The sequence below is a fragment of the Paenibacillus germinis genome, from assembly GCF_013141785.1.
GTDB classification, from domain to species: domain Bacteria; phylum Bacillota; class Bacilli; order Paenibacillales; family NBRC-103111; genus Paenibacillus_E; species Paenibacillus_E phytorum.
Genome location: NZ_WHOC01000030.1, coordinates 19,475 through 43,861 on the forward strand (window position 1 = coordinate 19,475; position 24,387 = coordinate 43,861).

Sequence of the window (24,387 nt, forward strand, 5' to 3'; positions counted from 1 at the left end):
AGTAATGAAGTTTTATAAAGAAATTAAGACGAGGTAACCAATGACGAAACATCCTGCCGAAACCATTGAGGTTGAATTAGCCATTCTTATGCGCCGATTTATGGCCGCAACCACTAATAAAAAAGTTGGAAATCTGGATCGTTCTGCCTATCTTTTACTTCATCAAATCTCTTCACATGGATCTGCAGGCGTCAAAGCCTTGGCAGAGGAATTTCATCTGGATATCTCAACAATCAGCCGACAGTCGGCCGCTCTGGAACAAAAAGGCTATGTATACAGGATTCTAGATCCCCAAGATGGTCGTGCCTATTCCCTTCAAATCACGGAAAGCGGGGCCAAAGAACTGGCTTTAAACAAACAGGCGCGTTTCGAACGAGTAGCGGAGCTATTGCATGACTGGTCTTTGGAAGATCAGCAAATGTTCGGAGAACTTCTGAGTAAGTTTAACCGCACTTTTATATAACCCCTCCCTTACTGTTCCACCCTCATTGGATCCATGTTAATTTGCTTTACAGACTTTTGTGTGATAAGATACATCCTATAAACAGTTTTCACATAAATTCACATATTGAAAAGGTGATCATTTGTGTAATGGTATCTTTTTCAATGTGTGATTTTTTTGTTAAAAAAACATGTTAAATAACTATTTGGAGGTAATTTATTATGGAAACAGGAACAGTAAAATGGTTTAACGCAGAAAAAGGTTTTGGGTTTATCGAAGTAGAGGGTGGAAATGACGTATTCGTACATTTCTCCGCGATTCAAGGCGATGGTTTCAAATCACTAGACGAAGGTCAACGTGTTGAATTCAACGTAGCTCAAGGCAACCGCGGACCACAAGCCGAGAATGTTGTAAAACTGTAATACACAGACACAGTAAACTGTCCTTAACACGTGTTAAGGGCAGTTTTTTTAATCTAAGGAGGAGTAAACTATGTATTTTCGAAGAAAATCGTTAGAGGATCTCCCTCAGGAAAACACTAAAATCTGGGCTTGCAACGAAGAAGATTGTAAGGGCTGGATTCGAGACAATTTTGCGTTTGAATACGTTCCAACTTGCCACCTTTGTCACTCTCCCATGATTAGCAGCGTGAAGATGCTTCCTCTGCTTGCCAACTCCAACATAGATATGAAGTCCCTAAATAAAGGCAGACAGATCTCGTAGGGGGAACAAAATACTACTTTAGAATACTTGAAAATTCATTTAAACATACAACCGATGGGATGCACAGGCAGAAGTGAATTCGGCGATGCCTTGCTGCTACCCCTTCTTCGTGCCTCTTGTTCCAAATTCTTGTATTTTCACTTTAACTTTAACTTCTACCTCCACACCGCTAAATTCGTCATCCCAATCCTCTTTCATCTTTTTCCAAATTTGGGGATAATTGATGCTGAGTTTCTTTCCAAATCCGATTACATCAACCTTGAAGTCATTCTGTGTTCTGGTAAGCACCTTCTCGACCAATTCCTGAATGGACACCTCTGTTGCCTGTTCCGCTCTTTTAATAAATTCCTGATCAAAAGCATTTCCGGGATCAACCCAATCTTCCCGCAGTTTTCCTTCTGAATGTATTTCAACCGCAAAAGATAGCTTGTCTCCTTTTACTTGGGGTTTGATTTTGCTTTTCACTGTTCGGATTTCATAGACAATCGTCTCTCCGCTCTTCGGATCCGAGCCTGAAATAATTCCCGAGTTTTTCTTTTCTCCTTTCAACAGGTTCAATCCTACAATTTCCTTCTCGCCTAACCACCCGATCATCTTGGCCGTCTTGCCTTTGATCACGGCAGCCCCGGCAATTTTTGCTTCTTTTTTAGTGGTATCTACCCGCGGAACAATAAAACTGGTTTTTCCTGTTATCTTTTCCGACATATCGCCCAATTTGAATTCATTAGCCATGCTCAAGGTTTTTTGGTAATTATCCGCTAATTCCCTAAGTACCAAGGCTGGGTTTCTAACGATCCCGCTCTTTTCAAAAGCATCCTCGGCTTTTCCTTGAGATATCACAACTCGAATGGACCGCCTCGTTTCTGTATTCCGCAACAAGAAATTGATAAGATTATTTAAATCGATGTTCCGTGCGATAGTCTCACTAATAACAATGATCCTCAAGTGCTCATAGCTGGGGGAACGCTCTGCCCGCGTAGACAATTCACGTATGTTTTCAAAAACGGAAGTTCCTTCGCTAATGAGATTGATATAATCTTTTTGCGATATCCCTGCTTCTTTAGCAGCAAATTGTTTCGGAATGGCAAGTTGATGAATCATGGAAATGGCTTGACGCTTTCCTTTTTTGCCATCGATACTTCCGTTCTTTTCTCGTTCCGTCATGTTCTTACTCGGCTCATCAAATCCGATTCCAAGGACAATCCCGACGTCTTCAATCTCCTTCCGATCCCAGCAACCTGTCATGGAAATGACCAGCAAAAGAAGGGCTAGATATAAGCAGCTCCTTTTAACGACTCTCAAGGCCTTTCCTCCTTAGCTTGGCAATGATCAAGAAGCAGGGGGGCATGATAGCCGCAATAAACAAAGCTGAGTATCCAAGAAAATCACCGAATTTAAATAGACTATTCAAATCGGCAGGAAACATGGCAATGAGATAAATAACCGGCAGACACGCATAAATGAATGTTCGATGCTCCTTCCGGAATAACTGGCCACATCCAAGGGACGCTGCATACTGATAGATGACAAAAGCAGAGTACATCGATATCACCCAAAGGACAGAGAACAAAGATTCGAACCGTTCGAAGAATCCCCCCGGCAGCTCAATAGTTTTGGCTACGGACATCATTGGCCAGGCTACTGTCTTTACTTCATCTACTGTTAACGTAGCGATAGCAATCACTACGACCAAGGTGTACAACGGGATGACCAAAGCAATACCCATAAGTGAAGCTTTCACAGCCTTTCGTGGTTCTATCATAAAGGCAGGCAAAATCAGCATGATTTCGGTCCCGCTGTATGAAAAGATCGAAGGCTTGATACCTTTCAATACAGGCAGCATGCCATCGCCCAGTACCGGACGAATATTGTCTATTTCGAACCCCCCCAAGCTGAATACTATAAACACCAATAGTAAAAAAACAACAACGGGAAGAAACAGTTCGGTCAGGCGGGCAATCGGATTTATACCTCCCACAGTGAGATAGGCCGCCAAACTTAAAAACACAATCATAATCACTTCTAAAGGGGTATTATCCAATAAGTACATACGAATCACTTCTCCCATAAAGCGGAGCAAATAACCTGAACAGACAATATAATAGAGGGTAAGTACAATGCTGGCACTTCTCCCCAGTAGTTTTCCAGCGACCGTTTGACTGTATTGGTAAAAAGTTTGCTTGGGAAAACGTTGACTCAATTTGACGATTATATATCCGGCTAGTAGGGCGAGAAGTCCACTCACGATTACGGAGATCCATCCGTCAGGGGTTCCGACCTCCTTCGATAATCCCTGAGGCAAGATGAGAATTCCTGTACCGATCATACTCTTCGATACCATCAAGGAAGCCTGGGTAGTTGTGATTTGCTCTTTATGGTTTGTGATCACGCTGTATGCCCCTTATCCTCATTATTGGCGTGTACGATCTTGCGGTTTGTTCATTTTAGGTCGCTGCTTCATGATTTTGAGCGGCATTCTTAAGATGAAATCCTTCCAATCTCCTAGTCGAATGGGGGCTAATGGAGACAAATAATCAACCCCAAAGCTTTTTAGCTTCACAAGATGGACCGTGATGAGGATAAAAAACAGAATAATCCCGTAAAGGCCCAATACTGCTGCCGCCATCATCATCGCAAATCGCAGTATTCGGATTGCAATCCCAGCACCGTACTGTGGAAAGGCAAAAGAAGAAATTGCGGTCAAAGCAACAACAATAACCATGATGGGACTCACGATTGCCGCTTGCACGGCTGCTTGACCGATCACCAGACCTCCGACGATGCCAACGGCTTGTCCAATGGGCTTCGGTAGGCGAAGCCCGGCTTCTCGGAGGATTTCAAGGGTAATCTCCATAATTAGCGCTTCCACAATAGATGGAAATGGAACCCCTTCTCTTCCCGCGGCAATGGAGATGACCAACTTCGTCGGAATGAGTCCATGATTGTAGGAGATTAATGCAATATAAAGAGCTGGAAGAAACAAAGCGAGGAATGCAGCGCCATACCGCATTATTCGGATCAACGATGCCGGGAGCCATCGCTCATAGTAATCCTCAGATGAAGTCAACATCATGAAAAATGTAATAGGAACAATCAAAGCAAAGGGGGTCCCGTCTATCATAAGGACAACACGCCCCTCCATTAAAGCACTTACTGCTCGATCGGGGCGTTCCGTATTCTGGACCTGCGGAAATGGGGAGAGGTAATTATCTTCAATCAATTGTTCAATATCCCCTGACTCCAGAATCCCATCAATATCGATCCTCTCCACCCTTTCCTTCACTTCTTCCACCAATTCAGGATTAGTCAATCCTTTTATATAAATCAAGGACACCTCCGTTCTCGATCGGCGTCCAATTGTATAGTTGACAATAGTGAAGCTGGGATCTTTGATGCGACGGCGAAGCATAGCCGTATTGCTGCGGAGGTTCTCGACAAAACCATCCCTTGGCCCACGTACAACCGCCTCAGAAAGCGGTTCTTCGATCGATCGGCCTTCCCCTCCGGATAATCCAATAATGAGGACATCGGCCATACCATCCATGAATAAAGCAACATTTCCGGAAAGTACATCGTGAATACAATCTTTCAGGCTGTGAACTTCTTTCACTTCTGTAGCCGAAATCACACAATCCGTAATTCTGCTTTTCATCTCTTCCGCACTGGCAGGTGTCTGCATGAGTACTTCTTGATCCTTCATCAACGCCTTGACCACCTGTTCGGTTATAGCGACTTTATCGACTAATCCATCGACATAAACAACGGCGGCTTTCCATTTGATATGCCTTACGCTGAATTGGCGAAAAATGATGTCAGGACTATGACCGATGATTTCTCTCATTACCCGTAGATTATCTTCCAGACAGACTGTTAACTGAAGGTTCTGTTGAGGCACCGTCTGTTCCAAATGTTTTTCTTTCTTCTTATTTCTCCGAACGAAGCCCAACCAAAGGGATTTACTCCCTTCCACACCATGTATCCAATGAAATACCTTTGAAATTCCGAACGGGATAACGAAAGAAACAAAAGCTCCCAACCATATATCCGGCTTTAAAAAATAAACCATTACCTTTTGCATCATGATGATGATCTCACCGTCTTTTTGGAATAATTTCTCCGGGAATCGTTTTCTCAGGTCAAGAACTTCTTATCCCCAACCTATTTTTCATCCTACATATCGTTATCATGATTTTCTATTAAAAAAACTCGATCAAGAGCTTATTTGTTTCTTCCGGTGTCTATCCACTTTCTACATCTTCTGGAGGAAATTATCATTCAACTGTATCTTGTGCTTCTTCCAGGTTTTTCATTCAAGTTCTCGTCAACTACAGTAGAAAACAACGAAAAAAGCTGATTCCTTTTTACGTACAGGAACCAGCTTTTTCGTTGTATTATGAGACCAATTTTCTTGTTGGTTATTCCACGTTATGATACACCTGCTGCACATCCTCTAAATCTTCCAATGCATCAATCAATTTATCGAATTGGGCTTGTCCTTCTTCCGATAAGGTGACGTTGTTTTGAGCTAACATCGTTAGTTCGGCAATGGAAAACTCAGTGATTCCAGCTTTTTTGAATGATTCTTGAACAGCATGGAATTGCTCCGGATCAGCGTATACCATTACCATTTCATCTTCTTCAACGATATCACGAACGTCTACATCCGCTTCCAGCAAAATTTCCATGATGTCATCGATGCTCTTATCTTCAATCCCAATAACAGCTGTGGCATCGAACATGTAAGCGACTGAGCCGTTTACACCCATATTCCCGCCATTTTTACTAAATGCTGCACGTACGCTTGAAGCAGTACGGTTCACGTTATTCGTGAGTGCGTCCACAATGACCATCGCACCGTTTGGTCCGAAGCCCTCATAACGAAGCTCCTCATAAATTTCATCTGAGCTGCCTTTTGCTTTATCGATAGCACGATCAATAATTGCTTTCGGCACATTATAGGTTTTTGCTCGTTCGAGGACAACTTTCAAAGCACGATTCGCTTCAGGATCCGGTTCACCCTTCCGAGCGGCTACATAAATTTCAAGGCCGAACTTAGCATAAATCCGACTTGTATTTGCATCTTTAGAAGCTTTCTTCTCTTTAATGTTATTCCACTTACGGCCCACGATTGATCCCACTTTCTATTTTTATTTCATTAATATAATAACCGATTTTCATTCTAAATGGAAAAAAAGTTGCATCATAATTCCCGTACTAACATTTTTCGTTGTTCAAAATCATTTATGAGCTAATCTCCACGGATGCGCAGGTCGGTTTGCCACAGACTGCTGAGAAGTCGTTTTCGGCTTCTCAGACTTTACCGACGAGCTTCGGCTCGCCGAACCATAAGGAAAGGGCTATCCCCGACCGATTCCATTCGGATTCGGAGGATAGCCCTCGAAGATGGTTCACCTATAGACTTACTTACTGCTGAAAAGCAACCGTCGGATTGGAAGAGATATCGTTCACGCTTTCCTTGTGTGTCCCCAGGTAAGAGATCCCGAACGTATAAGAGCCGGGCAACAACTCTTTACTGACCTCTCCGCCGCTCGTGCTTCCGATCATCCGCCAACTGCCCGCATAATAGGAAGCCGCACCTCCGTCAAGCGGATTCCCTTGACTGTCCTTCAGCTGCACCTTGACGTTCACCGTCTGGAAGCCGATGACGGCGTTCGTCGACGTATCCTGCACCTTCTCCTTGTATGTGCCTTCGTATGTCATCGCAAATGTGTAGGACCCGGGCAGCAGTTCCTTGCTGACCTCGCCGCTGCTTGTGCTGCCGATTGTCCGCCAACTGCCCGCATAATAGGAGGCCTCACCACCATTAAGCGGATTCCCTTGACTGTCCTTCAGCTGAAGCTTGACGCTCACCGTTTGGAAGCTAACCACGGCGTTCGTCGACGTATCCTGCACCTTCTCCTTGTATGTGCCTTCGTATGTCATCGCAAATGTGTAGGACCCGGGCAGCAGTTCCTTGCTGACCACTCCGCCGCTCGTGCTGCCGATCGTCCGCCACCTACCGGCATAGTAAGAGCCTGCACCGCCGTCAAGCGGATTCCCTTGACTGTCCTTCAGCTGCACCTTGACGTTCATCGTCTGGAAGCCGACGACGGCGTCGGTGCCGGTATTTTGCACCTTCTCGTTGCGTGTCTCTTCATACGTCAGCGCGAAGGTATAGGACTTGTTCTGCAGCGATTTGCTTACCGATCCGGAAGCGTCCGTGATGCCGAAATCTTTCCAGCCGCCGTCATAGTACTTCACATTGCCGCCGCTAAGCGGATTTCCGTTGCTGTCCTTGAGCTGCACCTTGACGGCGGTCGTAGCGAGCGTAAAGCCAAACTGCTGAGGAAGCTCGATATTTCCCGCTTGATCTGTAGCCTTGTAGAGAAGGCTGTAGGTGCCTTTTTTGTCAAACGTAACGGGCGCCGTATACAGCTGCCAGGAAGTCCCGTTGTCCAGGCTCAGCTCGGTTTTGACCACACCCGATAAACCGTCGCTGCCGACCAAAGTGATCGTGACCGGATTCACATACGTGCCGTTCGGGCCGTCCGGTTGCGCAGGTGATACGCTCGCGCTCGTAACCGGGGCTATTCGATCAATATTGCTTACTGTATAGCTTGTAACGTTAGACACTTTACCATCGGCAGACGTTCCTCTCGCAAACACCGTGTTATTGCCTGAAAAAACGATAGGTGCTGTGTAAGCGGTCCATGAACCGGTCTGACCGATCTTATATTCTTTTACCGCTGCATCGGCAGGGTAGTGGATCGTCACGTTGACATCCGTGTTAGTAGGCGCAGTCTTATCAGCTGTGAAAGTGGCATCCGCCGGAGCCACAGCATTCTTATACAGCATGACATAATCGAACAGAATTTTGCTCGTAAAACGTGATGTACTAAAGCGGAAGGAATCGATGGACGTTGCCGTCGTATTGTTGTTATAGAACGGTATACCGTTGATACGATAAGTACCGTTCGTTTTATCCAAGGTGCCCGGAGTATCCACCGTACCGATGTAACTTTTAAACACATCTGCCTGCATGATAATGTCATACGTCTTCGCAACCATATCCAGATCAAAGCGAAGTGTGATCCACTGATCGCGCGGAAGCGCAAGGCCAGCGGCTTTCGGAATTTTGACGGTCGTATTGGTGCCGCCGATCATCTTCCAGTAGCCGAATGTGCTGTCCGAGAAGCCGTTGAACCGCACGACATCGGTTCCGGCATTGCGCAGCTTCAGATCGAAATTAGCGATATCGCTATTCACCTTGTTGAACATGAATCTGGTTTCGAACGAGAGCTTGCCGCCAAGCGCAGCGTTTGCTCTCAACGCAACTGGACTTTCCGTATAATCGCTATCCGATAAAGCGTAATTGTCTAGCAGCTGTAATGCTTTACCCACTCCATCCGGCGTAGGTACGACCGATACTGACGTCCCACTATTCGTACTCACCGTCCAGTTGTTACCATTCGATACGTTTCCTGTCGTCCAATCGTCAAAGGAATCATAGTATGCGCCGTTGCTGCCTGCCGTAGGGAGCGTTACTATCGTACTCGGGCCGTCGACCGTTTCGTTGCCCTGTTCATCGACCGCCTGAACCAGGAATGTATAGGTGCCTCCTGACTGTAGACCCGTCAAGTCATACGCGTACGTACTGCCGCTCACCGTTGCAGCTTTCACGAAGGACGATTGTGCTCCGTCCTTTCGATAAATCGAATACGATGCTACCGTGCCTGAGTTGTCGATTGCCTGATCCCATGTAAGTCTAGCAGCATTCGGGAACAGATAAACCGGTTGAATCGAGGCTGCTCCGCCCCATGCAGGAGCCGTTGTATCAGCCAAAGTTGTCTTGTACAACGTCACATAATCTAGCAAGAATTTGCTTGTATAACGGAACGAACTGAAGCGGAAGGAATCGATCGCAATTGCCGTTGTATTGTTGTTATAAAACGGAATCCCACTAACCTGATAAATACCGGTTTTCTTATCCAGCTTGCCGGGAACCGCCACCGTTCCATTGTAGCTTTTGAAGGCATCCGCCTGCATCGTAATGTCATACGTCTTCGCAGCCGAATCCAAATCAAATCGGAGCGTGATCCACTGATCGCGTGGAAGCGTAAAGCCGGAGGCATTGGGAATTTTGACAGTCGTATTGGTGCCGCCTATCATATTCCAGTAGCCGATTGTGCCGTCCGAGAAGCCGTTGAACCGTACGACATCCGTCCCGGAACCGCGCAGCTTGAGCTCGAAATTACCGATGTCACTGCTCACCTTATTAAACATAAATTTGGTTTCGAATGTGACCTTACCGCTAATAGCCGCATTATTTCTTATAACAATCGGGCTTTCCGTATAGTCACTATCCGATGTTGCGTAGCTATCCATCAACTGGAGCGCGTTGCCGATCGAAGCCGGCGACGGCACGATCGAGACCGACGTTCCGCTATTCGTAGTCACCGTCCAGTTGCCGCCGGAACTCATTTCTCCCGTCGATCTGTCGTCGAACGATTCATAATAGTCGCCGCTGCCGCCTGCTGCAGGCAGCGTCACGGTCTTGCTCGGGCCATCCGCCGATTCGTTGCCCAGCGCATCCGTTGCCTGAACCCTGAACGTATACGTGCTCCCCGGTTGCAGACCCGTTACGTCATAGCCGTATACACTTCCGCTCACCGTTCCTACCTTTACGAAGGACGATTGTACGCCATCCTTCCGATAGATCGAGTACGTCGTTACGGTGTCCGAATTGTCCGTCGCTGGATCCCACACAAGTCTTGCCGAATTCGGGAACAGATGCTCCGGCCGTAGCGAGGCCGACTCCCCCCACGTAGGAGCCGAAGTGTCTTGGGTCAATACATTCAAGGCATCACTTACTAGCGACCGATTATTGCTCGTATCCACTGCCACAATCGTGATGGCAAATGTATTTCCAACCGTTAGACCCGTGATCGTCGCAGTCACAGTATCGCTCGGAACGACATTTTTCAATACACCGTTTGCATACACTGCGTATTCCTTTACGGCAGCATTGTCCGTTGATGCGCTCCAAGCTACGGTAGCTGTCGTATCCGTCTGCGAAATAAGATGCACTCCGCTCGGCGTTGTCGGACGCTCCTCATCGCTTTTCCGCTCGATAAGGCCGATCCAGTCCAGATTCATTGGGCCCTTATCGTTCCACATCGTAATGTCTATCGGTCCTGGGGTCAGCTGCTGCCCCAGCTTGACCCGAAGCCCTCTCCAATATTCCGGCGCCGTCCCATAATCGTATGTTTTAGGGGCCTGAAAAGATGTCGCTTTGTCTCCGATCATAACACTTCTGCTTGTGAGCTCTCCAGGATTCATGCCCCAACCGGCTACATACTTTATCACCAGATCGTAGGTACCCGCTTTCGGTACGTTAAAGCTCCACGCTACCTTCTGTCCCTGCTGATCCCAGGTGCCCAAGCCCTTCTTACCGGACAAGAACGGCCGTGACGTATACACGCTGATTCCGGGATCCGCATCCGTATAGGACTCCGCTTCAATCCAGTCAAAGGATAGTTGGTTCCTCATCGCATCCGGGTCCGTCCATGAATCCGCATCCGCAAAATTACTGCCTCCGACCTTGCTAAGTTTTACAGTACCAAGGTCCCCACTAATGATGATGTTGGCATTCGCTTCGAGGTAAAGATCTTTCGGATGACCGTGCTTTTCAAAAATAAAGCCTGGAGGCGCTTCCACGACATGGTACAAACCCGCTGCATTCCCTAGTTTGCCCCAAGCGACGGGAATCCCTTCCTTATCGCTGTACACCTGCAGCGCCGCCTGCCCCTGCACCCCGTCGAAAACGGTCTGCAAAGTTACGGGACCCATCGCTTGTGGCATCGGCGCATTGCCGAGCTTGAACGCATGCTGTCCTTTCTCGACATTAAGGGTAATGGTGTTCCCTGCAGCACTCCAATGCACGCCCCACAATCCCATTGCTTCCGAGACCAATCCGCCGCTCGGGATGTCCCGGCCGCTGTCTGCATCACGCAAACGTGTGATACTAGGCACATTTACATCTACCTGTGTATCTGACGGGCTCGACACGGATAGTTGGTCGCCGCCGTATACAACCGTCGCAGGCTGACTGCTCTGGATAAGGGTGACGCCGTCTTTCACAAGCTTCGTGCCGTCTACGAGAAGCACGGTACTTCCTTTCACTGCCACAGCGGTTCCGTTGAATCGAATGCCGCCTGCGTCCACTTCCCCGCCCGAGGTCGTTCGCACGTAGACGACTGAACCATCTTCGAATGAAAGTTTCGTATAAGTCCCGTGATTCTCCGAGACCACATTCTGAGGCTGTGTCCCCTGCTTAAAGGCTTCCATTGTAGAAACAAAAGTGGTCGCGTTCGTTTTCGGCGTAATGAAAGCTGCATGCAGCTGTTTTTTGTTTGCATAAACCGAGTCTTTGTCCGGTTTCCATTCCGTTCCGGCCGCGTCCAAATATTGATCTTCAAATGTCGTTCTAAGTCCCTCAGGCGCCTGGAAACGGACTTTCAAACCGGCTTCTTTCTTCCAAATTGTCGCGCCCGCCTGATCAGCGTCGAGATCCAATTGATTATCGGCATGGAGGCGCCATTCGAATTCTGAGCCTTGCGGATTAGCCGACTGAAGCTGGTCAATGACGACGAACATATCGGGTCTGACATAAACGATACTCCGATTCGCCTTATTCAGCTTACCTGCATAGGCTCCGGCGGCATCGCCGCTCGTTGCATCAAAATCCGGATGCGTGACGAAGCTCATGATCTTGCCGTCCGCATCGATATTGTCGATCGGCTGTCCCTGCTTCCCGTCAACCGTAATTGCATTAGTAGCAAACGTCTGTTTCGTATAGTTTGTATTGTGAGCGCTGCCGTAGTAGTCATAAAAACCACTCTCGACAGCAAGCGATTCGCCGAAGGCGTTGACAATGAGACCATTCTGATCCGCAAGACTATGGTTGTAGGTGCCAAATGGGCTCGATTTGAAATAGAGCGACACGCTATCGGGATCGTATAATTTCGAATGCATCGTCACAAGACCGATGTCCTGAAACCACTTGGAGTCCGGCAAATCAACCGGGGGTCTCGCTTCCAGATTATTGTCTCCATAAAAATAGTTGCTCAATTCCCCGTTCAAGCCCGTTCCAATGGCCCCGGCCGCCCATTTCATCCGGGGATCGCCGTACATTTGCGCGAGACGGTTATATACCGTCACACTGGGAGAGCCTGGGGCGTATTCGCTGTCGTCTCCAAAAATCCCTTTCGGACTGCCTTTCGGGAACGCATAAAGCGGATACAAGCCTTCGTTTCGCGAATAGGCTTTATCATAGAGATTGAAACCGCTTGCACTCAAGAGGACGTCCATGAACTGTTTCGAAAGTGTTGACGACCATTGCCAATAACCGGTCCCTTGCGACCAACCTCCGTCCTCCCCGCCCCACGGAGGCAAAATATTGATATACGCAGGGACAACTTGCCGAAACCAAGTTTCGGCTTCCGGTATATCGTTCAGCAGAGCTGTTGCGATGATGCCGACAAATCCGAATGCCGTCCAACCGTGTGAATCATAAGGTTTACTCTGAATCGGGTATTTGATAACGACTTCATTCACCAGTGTCTGGGTGCGCGCTTTCACCATATTCAGTACTGTCTGTTTCTCCGAGGGTGAAAACAAGTCGTTCAACCAGTCGTAGGCCATAGCGGAATCTAACGCGATGAGCCTATGTACCTGATCATGGATGAAATAGCTCGTTGTTCCGTCCGGATTCCAGCTGGCGAGGTCGAGCAGTCGGGCTTTCGCGTACTGTCCGATTTCCGGGGAACCCGTCAGGAAGTAAATGAATGCGGCATTAAACATCTTATTGATAGCCGCTTCCGAATAAGTACGGAGGACACGTTGTGCTGCTACAAATTCAGGAGCATTATGATTATAGGTAGCCGGATAGGGAAAGCTCGGTTCGATCAAGTCGCACCCATGCGGTTCTTGGGTAGTCGGCGCACATAAATTGGCATTCACCGACTGACTTATCCTTTGAAACATATCTTTACCGACCGTAAATCGCAGATTTCGAAAATCGGCAAGCGTCGATGAATTCGCCCAAATGCGCGGATGCGTGGAGCTGATATTGCTCAATAATTGATCGATGGAAGGAACCACAAACGGGACATTCTGTTCCTCAATCCGGAACTTTCGAATGTCGCTCCATTCCGACCAGCCAGAGACCGGTTTGTGAAATCGGACGCGCCAATACCAGGTACCAGCGTCAAATACATGATTAAAATTGTAAAAATTCGACGTTAGTGTTTCTTGTTCATATACAACACTAGCCACTGTCTGGCTGCGGCTAACCTGCAGATCGTAGTTATCGGCCCCGCTAACAGCAGGCCATCTAAAGTCGGGCGGATTTTGGGTCGTGACAAGGGAATCTACCGGGCCGAACGGCATATTGGTCCCCGATAATACCGACGTTGGCCATCCCTCAGCCGCTTCCGCAACGGGAAGTCGGGCAAACGGCAAAGCGCTGAAACAACTAAACATCATGAGAAATACCATAATAAGTGTGAGTTTACGATTTGAATTCCGGACCATCATTGTTAATAATCAGCTCCCTTTTCAACTTACAAATATCCTTACATCTAATCCTTTTAATCCAAAATTTACCATTTCAAAACGTCGGACATCCCCCCTTTCATCGCAACCTTCTCTTAGAATAAGGCGCTTTCTTTTTTGAATCTTTTTACGGATTCATTCGTGATCAGAATAATGAGGAAGCAAAGGACGGACTGGTATAAGCCGACTGCCGCCGCCATGCCGAATTCCTGCAAATCGAGAAGTGCCCGAAATGAGAAAGTGTCGATAATATCCGTTTTATCGTATAACAGTCCGTTATTCCCGATCAGCTGGTAGAACAAGCCGAAGTCGCCTCTCGCAATTTGGCTGACTTTAAGCAGCACCAGAATGATCATCGTCGGAATGATGGAGGGGATGGTAATATGGATGATCCGCTGAAGAATGTTCGCTCCGTCGATTTTGGCCGCTTCATACATTTCCGTGTCAATCCCGGCGATGCTCGCAAGATAGATGACTGTTCCATATCCCACCGACTTCCATGCGCTAAAAAAGACCAAAATATAAGGCCACAATTCCGGATTATTATAGAAGTTTACCGGTGTGAAGCCGAGCGACTTCAAGAACGTATTCACCGCACCGAACTCATAATTGAGAAAATTATAGACAATTGCTCCGGCTACGACCCATGAAATGAAATAAGGCAGAAAAATCACCGACTGCAAAAATTTCTTGATGTATTTGCCTGCCAGCTCGAATAAAACAATGGCGATACTAATTTCCAACACGTTGTTCACAATCATGAACAGGAAGTTGTAAACGATCGTATTTTTCGTAACCAGGAAAGCTTTGCCCGAATGAAGGAAGAAATCGAAATTAGCCAGACCGACCCATGGGCTGCCAAAGATACCATCCTTGTAAGAATAGGCTTTAAAGGCAATCACCATTCCCGCCATCGGGAAATAACAGAAAATAAGAAAAAATAAAAACGCTGGTAATATCATCAGATAAAGCGTGCGATTTTTCCGCAAATCGCCTAGTAAACCTTTCGTATGCATAAGAATCTCCTCCTGATAACAGAAAAACGAGAGTGACTGTTGCATGATCACCGCAGTCTCTCTCGTCCTTTCTTAAACGTTATTTATTATTCTTTACATATTCGTCAAGCTGTTTCTGTGCTTCGGTAATCACTTTATCCAGACTCGCTTCTTTATATTTGGTGTTGAGCGTCTTGACGACGGCTTCCACCGAATCATTCATGACACCAAGATTAATTGGATTCCGGTATTGATCCCTAACGCTTTTGAGCGCTGCCAATTCATTCTTCACATTCGTCGTATCGAACACAAAGTTAAGCAGCGGATTCGTAATCGCGGTTTTCGTCCAAGCTGCTTTAATGGCTGCAACCTCTTTCGGTTGATCGGCAAGCGGCTTAATCAACCCTTCTGTTCTCCAGCCCCAAGGTGAACCGGAATCAATCTTGTAGCCGGAATCAGTTCCGCCAAGAGCCTGTATTTTTTTATCCGCCGTTAACTCGTAATGTTTGCCCTTGATGCCGTAAGTCGTAAGGTTAAAATAATCCTCGTTGTTCCGGAATAAATCGAGCAGCATCAAAGCTCTCTCCGGGTTTTTGGCATTAGCGTTGATCGACATCCCATTGCCGATATACGGATTCACATAAGTCGCCTTGCCATTGTAAAGATCGAACAGCTCAACTTTCCATTCCGGATGTTTTTGATTCGCTGCCGTTACACCTAGACCCATATCCTGAATGTTTCCGGCCATCGAGGCACTTTTGCCAGCAAGGAACGAATCTTTGACTGGTGTCTTATTGAGCAGAGCATTTTGGGACCAGTAGCCTTTCTTGTTCCAATCAGCCATTTTCTTGGCAAATTCCAAATATTGCGGCGTTTGCGCAATGTCAATCAACTTCCCAGACTTATCTTTTAAGTCGATTGAAACGAGGGAATTACCAACAATGACCTTTGGCGTAAATTCGGTGCCGACCATGAAGTCGAACATCGCATTAGCATTTATACTTTCATCGAAAGGCACCATGTTTGGCTCATTTTTAGAAATAGCTTCCAAATATTTCTCGAAATCATTGATCGTTTTGAGTTCTGGGATGTTGTACTTCGCTCTCAAATCCCCTCTGACGCCGACAACCGACATTGAGAAATCTTTGGTCGAGGCAGGCATCATATACACTTTATTCTGCACCTTTGCCTGCTCCCAAGCTTCTTTCGGCATTTCCTTCATCGTCTGCGGTGCATATTTATTTAACAGATCCGGCGTAAGCTCAAGGAAAGCCCCTTTAATCGCTTGCTCGCCATACTTGATCCAGTTCGCTGAGAAAACCAAATCGAAGTCTTCACCCGTTGCGAAAAGCAGCGGATACTTCTGCAGGTAATCACCCCAAGACAAGAAAATAGGCTCTACAGTAGCGTTAATATCACGTTTCAGCATCTTATTGACTTCGTCGTAGACAAGCCCAATGTCCTTAGGCTGGTCCCCGATCAGGTACATTTTCAGCTTCACTTCTTTAGAAATATCCGGTTTGTTTGATGCTGCTGCAGTACTCGTGCTTGCCGTCGGTTTAGGCGATGTCGTTCCTTGGCCTGAGTTTGTCGAGCAGCCTGCCATAAGCATGACTGTCGCCAAGCTGACAGCCATCAGCGTTTTTGCATGTTTCATTGATAAAACCTCCCCTGTACTTGTTCACTCATCTATGATCAACGGCAGAAGCCGGAGTCATCCTTTGACGGAGCCTATCGTAATACCTTGAATAAAATACTTTTGAACAAAAGGATAAAGCAGAACGATCGGTCCCGTCGCGATCACCGTCATGGCCAGTTTGAAGGATTCCTTCGGCGTATCCATGACGACTGAACCCTGCGAAGCAACCGAGGAGTTGGCAAAGGCGATACTGCTCAAGATTTTATAGAGAAAATATTGCAGTGGATACAGATTCTCTTTATTGATGAACAAGGTGGCATGATACCAATCGTTCCAATAATTGAGAGAAATGAACAGGCCGATCGTAGCCAGAGCCGGCTTGGTCAGCGGCAGTATCATGGAAAGAAAGATGCGGAAATCGCCGGCACCGTCCATCTTGGCCGATTCGCTGATCGCATCGGGAATCGTGGAGCTAATGAAGCTTCTCATAATAATGATATAAAACACGTTTAATAAAGCAGGCACAATCAAGGCCAAGAGCGAATCCTTCCACCCTAAATACTTGACGATCAAAATATACCATGGCACTAGTCCACCGGAAAATAAGGTGGTAAAGAAGAAATAGAAGGAAAATACGTTTCGGTTCTTGAAGTCTTTTCGCTGCAAAACATAAGCCGTCATCGCCGTTATGAACAGTCCGACTATCGTACCCACGATCGTGACCAATAACGTAATCTGATAAGCGGAAATGATCTGCTGCGGATTTTTAAAGATAAATTCGTAGGCGTCTAATGAAAGTACACTCGGAATGAGGCTATAGCCGTTTTTAATAATATGGGATTCCTCCGTCACTGATCCAATGACAATCATCAGGAATGGAATCAAGCACATAATTGCGAACAGCGTTATGAAGCAATAGCCGATGATTTGGAACACATATTTCTCTACAGTATGCTTACTCTCCATGGAGCCCTCCATCACTTCGCTTTGTTTAGGACAACCGGTTTCCTAATTTCATAGTAGACTACGATCATGTTCCCCGTATACTTCACAAATCAGTGAAAAGTCTCCATTTTTTTGTAAAATGCAACTAAACGAATTTGTTCAGCTTTACACTTTTTGTACGTGCACTTACCTGTTTACAAATTATTCATTATAATAATGAATGCAACGATCCCGAATAACGAAGGAGCATGGACTTTACGATGAAACTCACAGAGGCTCGCACATCCAATAAGCTTTACGCCAACATCTTTCTTTCGCTCATCGTTTGCATCATCCTCACCATCGTGACCTTGTCCTCTACACTCTACGCCAGCTTCGAGAAGATCGCCTTATCGAACATCTATGCATCGGAGAAGAGCAGCTTGTCCCAGACAAGCTACAGCGCCAAATCGATGATCGAAAACTCAACCAGCTACGCGCTGCAAATTTACGCCGATCCGCTTTTCGATAAGCTCCTGCACTATACGTCCCCAGGCAGTGTGGAGACGAACGCCGCATTAATTCGCTTGAATGCTTATTTGAATATGAACTATTTCATCCATTCCATCTACCTTTACAGCAAAAGCTCGAAAACGTTTTATTCTGCCACCTTGTCCTCTGTCAATACGATTCAGAGCTTCGACGATTTCTACGATGCGGACGCGCGCAAGCTGATCGAGCATTTCAGCAGTTACAAACGTTTGGCGCCTATTCCCCGGGCAATACCCGTTCAAACTCCGTTTCAGGAGGTCAGAACGGCCAATGTGTATACGTTCGTCTTTTATGATTTGCAGGGACAATCTAAGGATATCGACAATATGATTATGCTTAACGTACCCGAACGATGGATGAAAGAAGCCATTTCAAGCCTTGATATGAACAAAAATGGGTCAACATTCATTATCGACAGCAAGGGCACCCTGGTGACCAGCACGGATTCGATGCCTTTCCTGGCAGATCTGAAGGATAAGCCCTATGTGCAAAAAGTATTGGCTGCTTCCGCCAATCAGGCATCCGATTATTTTGTCGAAGATGTGGAGGGTGTGAAATCATTAGTTGTGTACTCCAAACATGAAGTTACCAACTGGCTTTTCATCCGGGTACTTCCTTATGACACCATTATGGGAAAAGTCGAATCGATAAAGAAAAACGTTCTTCTCATCTGCTTCGTCATTTTGCTACTCGGGCTCAGCATTTCCTTCTTCTTATCGAAAACGCTTTATAAGCCGATAGAGAAGGTCACATCTAAATTACATGCACTGATGAAAGAAAAACGCAATAATCACGATAAATTGAAGCAAAATTTCTTACGCCAGCTTGTTCATAATAGCGGGTTTAAGAAACCGCTTGATATAGAAACCAAACTCAAGGAATTCGATATTGCGATGGATCCGGCCAGTGACTATGTGATCGTTCTTTTCGTGATCGACCGATTTGATTCGTTTTCCAAACAATATCACTTCGAAGACCGTGTGCTGCTCAAATACGGCATGATGAACATCGCATCCGAACTGTTCGCTAAGGTCGGCAGCTGCGAATGTATTGATACGGACGAGAAGACCATTGCGGTTCTACTAAATGGCAGCTTTCTGAGTGACCACGCATGGATGGACACGGTAAAAAACGTGCAAGACTCAGCAGAGCAATACCTTGGCATCTCGATGTCCGTCTCCATCAGCAGAACCGGCGACAGCCTGGTTGAAGTATCCGATTTATACACAGAGGCGCTGCAGCAGTTGAAATACAAATTTACCGACGGTTACCGCTGTATTTTGCACAGTCGTCAGCATCGTCCGCAAGCGCTCACTCCGTTCATCCATCCAGCTGTACTTGAGAATAACATGTTGGAGACGCTGAAGCTTGGCAAAGCGGAAGAGTCTAAGAAATGGTTCGGTGAAATCGTACATGCCGTCGAACCGCCCTCCTATATCGTTTACAACATGTTATTTAATCAGTTAGCTTTCTCACTCAGTACGACAGCGCTTCAAATGGATAAGAACTCTGGCCTACCTCTGGATTACGATTTCAGTTCCTTTATCCATCACATGCATAAACTGGAGACGCTTCAAGACGTACATGATCATTTCAGCGAGTTGATCGATCAGCTTTGTCTTGGCTTCAAAGACAAGAAAAGCTCAAAACATGATAACTTGATCGCATCCATTGATAAAATCATTCATCAGAACTACGCCGACCGGGAATTGTCCTTATTTAAAATCGCAGAGCTTCTCGATTTGTCCCCGGCCTATCTGGGGCGTATTTTCAAAAAGCTCGCCAACCAGTCGGTTCCTGATTATTTGAACGAATACCGAATCGAGCGGGCCAAGGAGTTTCTTGCTTCTACACATGCCCCGATTGAGGAAATCTCGCAAAAGACCGGCTATAACAACAGTACCTATTTCTATAAAGTGTTTAAAAAATATACTGGAATTACGCCAGCTGAATATCGAAATAACGGATATTAACACTAAGAAAAACCGTCAGGGAAAAACATCCTGACGGTCCTTTTGCGTGTAAACCCCTACTTTTGTGCATGGGGAGAGATGGATGTGGGGTTCCAACCGCTGTTGAAGTCGTGTTTTTTGAATTTATTATGCGGTATAAACACGACTTCAAAGGCGGCCCGTAAACTTTCCACCCTCACACCCATCCCTCTTCTGTTCTACTTTGAGTTGCCTTCCACTTCTTTATTCTCTAACCGGTCTGAGACCCGGTATTCGTATCCATGTATTCCTTTGTAATACTCTGGATACATGGCTCCACCACAGCTTTCACATGTGAATTGTGGAGGTACAGCTCTATCTCCTTGATCCATTCGGTCAAAATCTCTTACAACATTAAGCGGTATGTTTTCGCTTTCCGAACAGGTCAAACATATATAATTCACTGTCTGTTTGGACAGTAGGTAATTGCTTACCGACAACTGTGGTTTCTTCTTTTTGTTTTTCGTTTTCTTGCTTCCCTGTGAGATCTCGAATCATCCTTTCCAAGCAGCCGAAGGCCAGCTGATTGCTCTCCTTCATACGCACCTGCTGTTCCTCAACAGGGCTCATGCTCTCCGGTGCCTTATCGTCCAGCACCTCTATCATCTGCACCTTGGCATACGGCCCAATGCGATCCGGTCCACGAGATAGCGCTCCTTCAATTTCCCTACGGTTAATATCTTGTATACACATAACCAACAATCTCCCCTCATTTGCTCCATTGGATAAAATACAATCAAATGAGGCTCATTCACCTTATTTGCCCGCTTTCATTGGAATTAATCCAACAGAACGCTCCAAAACCAGCTCTTCTGAGCTATTTCCACATATTCTACTGTATAAATCCAATGAAACTAACCCCAACCGCCGATGTCATGAGACATCATTGGATATAATCCAATCAAATATCCTTCAAGTTCATGTATTTCGACCTTTCTCCCAACTCAAATAAATAAGGGGTAAGCTTCGCTTACCTCAAAGCATATAAATTCTTATCTGTCAAAAAAGGCTTACGCATGCAAGATACAAGCGTAAGCCTTTTCGGTTGTTATATCTATTATTCGCCTTCCTTCTTCAACCATTGATCCAGGAACCGGTAGGCCAGCATCCGTATCTCCTCAGGAAAATCATGTCCGCCCGTCCCCAGGTAGGACTGAAAGCGGTCTTCCTTACCTAACCAGCGGTACAGTCTCGAAAGCTCCAACATCCCTTCCCCAACCGATTTCCAATGGGGAAAAATATGATCATCCTGCCCCGCGTAGCTGAGGAAAGGCGTAGGGGCGCATAAGGCTACAATTTCGTGAAATTCAAAAGGGATCCGATCCTGCTGCAAATCCGCCGAAACTTTCGGGATATGTGTATATGGATAAGGTCGGTAGCCCCAATGCTCCGGATGCGGATCCCCAGTGAATGGACTAAACCCGCAACTTGAAACAACGGCCTTAATTCGATCATCCATGCCAGCCAGAAAATAAGCGTTATAACCGCCAAACGAATGTCCGATCGCCCCGATGGCAAGCGGATTAACATAATCCAATGAGCATAAAACATCAATGCCCTGAATGTGATCTGTTAAATTCTTGGCTACTGTCGACCACTCAGGATACTGTTCATAAAAGGGCTCGCTCACAAATGCCGCTCTGCCCGGATAAATCCGTTCACCAGCAGTCAGTGAATCAGGGACGAGCACCACATAACCGCGCTCAACGAGTTCAACTGCATACATGCGATTTTTTCCGCCAGTAGAAAGAGCAATAAAGTCTTTCCCTTGCTCATTTGTTGAATGGAGCGCAATAACAGCAGGGTAACCTGCTTTTCTTGGACGATTGGATACATTTTCATCTGGAATAAGGATATAAGCGGTAATTCTATCCCCATAAACGGTATCATATTCTACATGAAGCCGGCTATGGCTGGATTGCTTGCTCTGTGATTTGACTTGCACTCGGACAGGTACTCTTGCAGGCAGTTCGCCAATGTACTCAAGCCATGTCCGGCGAATTTCAGACAACTTCTCTGTCCATTGTTCATAACTCTCAATCCCATGCAAAAGAGGTGGAATGCCCATTTGGTTAATTTGGGATAGTACATAGGCCAAAATTGTATCCCTTCTTTCATTAATAATTGACTCGTAGGTTAAAGCTCCAACATAAACGTGATCATTTTATCATGCAGTCCAGGCAGTCCCTCATGACCAAAGTCAGGGTAAATCTCGAGGCTCTTTTTCGCAGTTATTTTGTTATAGGCAGCAAATTGAGTCGAGGGTGGACAAATGCTGTCCATTAAGCCAACACCCAACAACACTTCTCCTTTGATTCGTGCTGCTAAATGCTGAATATCGATATAACCCAGCTTCGTGAAGATCTCTTCCTCATGCGTATGTTGAGGATCAAAGTGACGAAAAAAAGTTCTTAACTCGAGATAAGCATCCTTTGCTTGATCCATTTCCCATACCCGCTTGTAGTCACTTAAAAAAGGATAGACAGGTGCAAGCTTCTTAATTCGCGGTTCTAGCGCTGCACAGGCTAATGTAATCCCACCACCTTGAGAAAAACCAGCGACTCCAACTCGATCCGCATCGACTTCAGACATGTCCATCACGATTCCCGCCAGCTGTGCCGCATCCAAAAAAATATGTCTAAACAACAAATTATTGGGCGTATCGTTTAACCCGCGAATGATGTGACCGCTCTGCGTTGTTCCTTTTATTCCGCCTGTATCTTCCGATGATCCACCTTGCCCGCGACAGTCCATTGCAATTACGGAAAACCCGAGCGAAGCGTAAATTAGTTTATCGTGCCAATCTCCCGCGTTTCCTGCATAGCCATGAAACTGAATGATTGCCGGATGAGGCTCTGAGATATGTTTCGGACGGACATATTTCGCATGAATTCTAGCCCCCCGTACACCTGTAAAATATAAATCGAAACAGTCCGCAAACGGTACCTGGAAATTACTTTCAACCAGCTCAACATTGGCGTCAACGGATTTCATTTCGTCGAGCGCACGACTCCAGTACTCCTCAAAATCTGCAGGCTTCGGATTGCGCCCTTCGTACTGCTTTAACTGCTCTAATGGCATATCTAAGATTGGCATGTTCTTCATTTCTCCTTATACAATGGAATCAAACATAGGACGACCGGTTTCCTAATCTCATAGTAGTCGATACCGCAATCCCCCGTATACTTCACATTCTGTAGAAAGAACTGAAGTTTTTAACGTAAATGACTATACTAATTTGTGTATCTATACACTTTTTGCATATTGACTTACATGTTCATGAAGTATTCATTACAATAAGCCTGAACGTTAATCTTGGGAGGAGTGGTATGAAGTTTGCCGTAAACAAAGACTCAAAAGTAAAATCCGTATTGCTACCCATTAAAGCTTCCGGCACGAATGCGTATGCTGCTGCATTGGGCAGCGGATTCGTAGACTTCTACGGAAATGCATGGAATGCTACGAACCCAAGTATTGGAGCGATCCAATATGGAGCGACGCCGTGAGAATCAACACTTTTGGTACAGGAGATTCACAATCGTGATATTCCACAATTAATTAGAAAACGGAGCCCGCAACCCACGCGACTCCGTTTTTTGATGATATTGAGACTCCATCCGTCTATATCACATTGCCGGGATTTCAGAAGGCACCTTCAAGTTAGTTACATCGATCCCTTTTTCATCGCGTGCTTTTAAGTCTTTTAAAAACTCAAGGAAGCCATAACGAGGTTTCCAACCAATTGCCTTTTCAGCCTCAGAAAGGTCATGTTGTTCCACTTGCTCAGGCAATTCGATCTCGTATTTATTCAGTAAATGAGTTGCACCTGGAACATGTGACTCACACCACTCTGGACCATATTTTTTGAAGTCTTGGATTACTTCTATCGGCATCCCGTGATTTGTATGAACAATTGTACGAAAAAGCCCTACTTTCTTCTCCAAAACAGCCTTGACAGAGGCAACTGTAGCTTCAGCAACATCCCTTCTATCCACGCCATTACGAAGCAAACGTGAGCCAAACTCTAAGTAGGGGCGAGGTATGAACTCATGGTAACGAAGCATAGCTATCGACGCACCGGTCATTTCATGATAAGTCTTACACAAGTCTTCCCCAATAACTTTACTAACGCCATAGACCGAACCCCATCCATATGCCATTGAAGATGCATATACAATAGATTGAATCCCAGCTTGTCGGCATGCTTCCAGAACATGGAATGTTCCATCCACATTTACAGCAAAAATCGTTTCATCACTTACGGGTGGATGATGTGCGCAATGCCATGCTGCTAGATGAACAACCGCATCCATTCCATTTACAGCTAGACGTACATCACCAGGGGTTCTCGTGTCGCACCTAACGAATTCAATTTCTCTTAAATCATCCGCATTTGGGGGCATAACGTCTGCCATCCTAACCGAAAAACCTGCTTGAATTAATGCTCTACAGACAGCTTGACCACCATTGCCGGCAGCACCGGTAACAAGTACTTTCATGATTTCA

Annotated in this window: 17 protein-coding genes; 5 read left to right on the forward strand and 12 right to left on the reverse strand. The window is 46.1% G+C overall.

Annotated elements, in window-relative coordinates:
• Nucleotides 1-40: 40 nt before the first annotated feature.
• The 3 genes from GC102_RS06965 (at nt 41) to GC102_RS06975 (ending at nt 1,165) form a co-directional block, all read left to right on the forward strand.
• The gene (locus tag GC102_RS06965) at nt 41-463 is read left to right on the forward strand and encodes a MarR family winged helix-turn-helix transcriptional regulator (protein WP_171688823.1); all 423 of its coding nucleotides are present in this window, start codon (nt 41-43) and stop codon (nt 461-463) included.
• A gap of 200 nt (nt 464-663) precedes the next feature.
• Nucleotides 664-864 carry a cold-shock protein gene (locus tag GC102_RS06970; RefSeq protein ID WP_028553508.1) on the forward strand — a complete coding sequence of 67 codons (201 nt, stop codon included), beginning with the start codon at nt 664-666 and terminating at the stop codon, nt 862-864.
• A gap of 70 nt (nt 865-934) precedes the next feature.
• On the forward strand, nt 935-1,165 hold the full coding sequence (locus GC102_RS06975) for a cold-shock protein (RefSeq protein ID WP_171688824.1): 231 nt from the start codon (nt 935-937) through the stop codon (nt 1,163-1,165).
• Nucleotides 1,166-1,261: 96 nt separating this feature from the next.
• On the opposite strand, the gene GC102_RS06980 is transcribed toward GC102_RS06975, so the two are convergent.
• The 8 genes from GC102_RS06980 to GC102_RS07015 form a co-directional block, all read right to left on the reverse strand.
• Complete coding sequence (locus GC102_RS06980; RefSeq protein WP_171688825.1) at nt 1,262-2,467, reverse strand: Ger(x)C family spore germination protein; 1,206 nt, start codon at nt 2,465-2,467, stop codon at nt 1,262-1,264.
• Entirely contained in the window at nt 2,454-3,554 is a 1,101-nt protein-coding gene (locus GC102_RS06985) for a GerAB/ArcD/ProY family transporter (RefSeq protein ID WP_171688826.1), read from the reverse strand. The genes GC102_RS06980 and GC102_RS06985 overlap by 14 nt, the downstream gene beginning before the upstream one ends.
• Before the next feature lie 21 nt (nt 3,555-3,575).
• Nucleotides 3,576-5,246 (reverse strand): spore germination protein, encoded by a 1,671-nt coding sequence (locus GC102_RS06990; protein WP_171688827.1) that lies wholly within the window; start codon nt 5,244-5,246, stop codon nt 3,576-3,578.
• Between the two features lie 334 nt (nt 5,247-5,580).
• Nucleotides 5,581-6,291 carry a YebC/PmpR family DNA-binding transcriptional regulator gene (locus tag GC102_RS06995; protein ID WP_171688828.1) on the reverse strand — a complete coding sequence of 237 codons (711 nt, stop codon included), beginning with the start codon at nt 6,289-6,291 and terminating at the stop codon, nt 5,581-5,583.
• A gap of 298 nt (nt 6,292-6,589) precedes the next feature.
• Nucleotides 6,590-13,762: a fibronectin type III domain-containing protein gene (locus tag GC102_RS07000; RefSeq protein ID WP_171688829.1), complete on the reverse strand. Its 7,173-nt coding sequence runs from the start codon at nt 13,760-13,762 to the stop codon at nt 6,590-6,592.
• A 113-nt stretch (nt 13,763-13,875) separates the two neighbouring features.
• Complete coding sequence (locus GC102_RS07005; protein WP_171688830.1) at nt 13,876-14,796, reverse strand: ABC transporter permease; 921 nt, start codon at nt 14,794-14,796, stop codon at nt 13,876-13,878.
• A gap of 79 nt (nt 14,797-14,875) precedes the next feature.
• Nucleotides 14,876-16,432 (reverse strand): ABC transporter substrate-binding protein, encoded by a 1,557-nt coding sequence (locus GC102_RS07010; protein ID WP_171688831.1) that lies wholly within the window; start codon nt 16,430-16,432, stop codon nt 14,876-14,878.
• A gap of 57 nt (nt 16,433-16,489) precedes the next feature.
• Nucleotides 16,490-17,380, reverse strand: a complete 891-nt coding sequence (locus GC102_RS07015; protein WP_171688832.1) for a carbohydrate ABC transporter permease — start codon at nt 17,378-17,380, stop codon at nt 16,490-16,492.
• Nucleotides 17,381-17,619: 239 nt separating this feature from the next.
• On the opposite strand from GC102_RS07015, the gene GC102_RS07020 reads away from it, so the two are divergent.
• A complete protein-coding gene (locus GC102_RS07020) occupies nt 17,620-19,863 on the forward strand; it encodes an AraC family transcriptional regulator (RefSeq protein ID WP_171688833.1) in 2,244 nt (747 codons plus the stop codon).
• A gap of 372 nt (nt 19,864-20,235) precedes the next feature.
• On the opposite strand, the gene GC102_RS39040 is transcribed toward GC102_RS07020, so the two are convergent.
• From GC102_RS39040 to GC102_RS07035, 3 genes are all read right to left on the reverse strand, one after another.
• Nucleotides 20,236-20,574, reverse strand: coding sequence for a hypothetical protein (locus tag GC102_RS39040; RefSeq protein ID WP_216627973.1), 339 nt, complete (start codon nt 20,572-20,574; stop codon nt 20,236-20,238).
• A 364-nt stretch (nt 20,575-20,938) separates the two neighbouring features.
• Nucleotides 20,939-21,979 carry an alpha/beta hydrolase family protein gene (locus GC102_RS07030; protein WP_246320772.1) on the reverse strand — a complete coding sequence of 347 codons (1,041 nt, stop codon included), beginning with the start codon at nt 21,977-21,979 and terminating at the stop codon, nt 20,939-20,941.
• 38 nt (nt 21,980-22,017) lie between these two features.
• Nucleotides 22,018-22,977, reverse strand: coding sequence for an alpha/beta fold hydrolase (locus GC102_RS07035; RefSeq protein ID WP_171688834.1), 960 nt, complete (start codon nt 22,975-22,977; stop codon nt 22,018-22,020).
• A gap of 233 nt (nt 22,978-23,210) precedes the next feature.
• Here GC102_RS07035 and GC102_RS07040 point away from each other — a divergent pair, with 233 nt between their 5' ends.
• Entirely contained in the window at nt 23,211-23,387 is a 177-nt protein-coding gene (locus tag GC102_RS07040; RefSeq protein ID WP_171688835.1) for a hypothetical protein, read from the forward strand.
• Between the two features lie 120 nt (nt 23,388-23,507).
• Here GC102_RS07040 and GC102_RS07045 read toward each other — a convergent pair whose 3' ends face one another.
• Nucleotides 23,508-24,380: an NAD-dependent epimerase/dehydratase family protein gene (locus tag GC102_RS07045; protein ID WP_171688836.1), complete on the reverse strand. Its 873-nt coding sequence runs from the start codon at nt 24,378-24,380 to the stop codon at nt 23,508-23,510.
• Nucleotides 24,381-24,387: the final 7 nt, after the last annotated feature.

Coding starts and splice junctions, on each gene's coding strand:
- GC102_RS07015 (WP_171688832.1), bottom strand. CDS start 17,380: ATGGAGAGTAAGCATACTGTAGAGAAATATGTGTTCCAAATCATCGGC.
- GC102_RS07005 (WP_171688830.1), bottom strand. CDS start 14,796: ATGCATACGAAAGGTTTACTAGGCGATTTGCGGAAAAATCGCACGCTT.
- GC102_RS39040 (WP_216627973.1), bottom strand. CDS start 20,574: ATGTGTATACAAGATATTAACCGTAGGGAAATTGAAGGAGCGCTATCT.
- GC102_RS06990 (WP_171688827.1), bottom strand. CDS start 5,246: ATGATGCAAAAGGTAATGGTTTATTTTTTAAAGCCGGATATATGGTTG.
- GC102_RS07035 (WP_171688834.1), bottom strand. CDS start 22,977: ATGCCAATCTTAGATATGCCATTAGAGCAGTTAAAGCAGTACGAAGGG.
- GC102_RS06970 (WP_028553508.1), top strand. CDS start 664: ATGGAAACAGGAACAGTAAAATGGTTTAACGCAGAAAAAGGTTTTGGG.
- GC102_RS07020 (WP_171688833.1), top strand. CDS start 17,620: ATGAAACTCACAGAGGCTCGCACATCCAATAAGCTTTACGCCAACATC.
- GC102_RS07040 (WP_171688835.1), top strand. CDS start 23,211: ATGAAGTTTGCCGTAAACAAAGACTCAAAAGTAAAATCCGTATTGCTA.
- GC102_RS06975 (WP_171688824.1), top strand. CDS start 935: ATGTATTTTCGAAGAAAATCGTTAGAGGATCTCCCTCAGGAAAACACT.
- GC102_RS07010 (WP_171688831.1), bottom strand. CDS start 16,432: ATGAAACATGCAAAAACGCTGATGGCTGTCAGCTTGGCGACAGTCATG.
- GC102_RS07000 (WP_171688829.1), bottom strand. CDS start 13,762: ATGATGGTCCGGAATTCAAATCGTAAACTCACACTTATTATGGTATTT.
- GC102_RS07045 (WP_171688836.1), bottom strand. CDS start 24,380: ATGAAAGTACTTGTTACCGGTGCTGCCGGCAATGGTGGTCAAGCTGTC.
- GC102_RS06965 (WP_171688823.1), top strand. CDS start 41: ATGACGAAACATCCTGCCGAAACCATTGAGGTTGAATTAGCCATTCTT.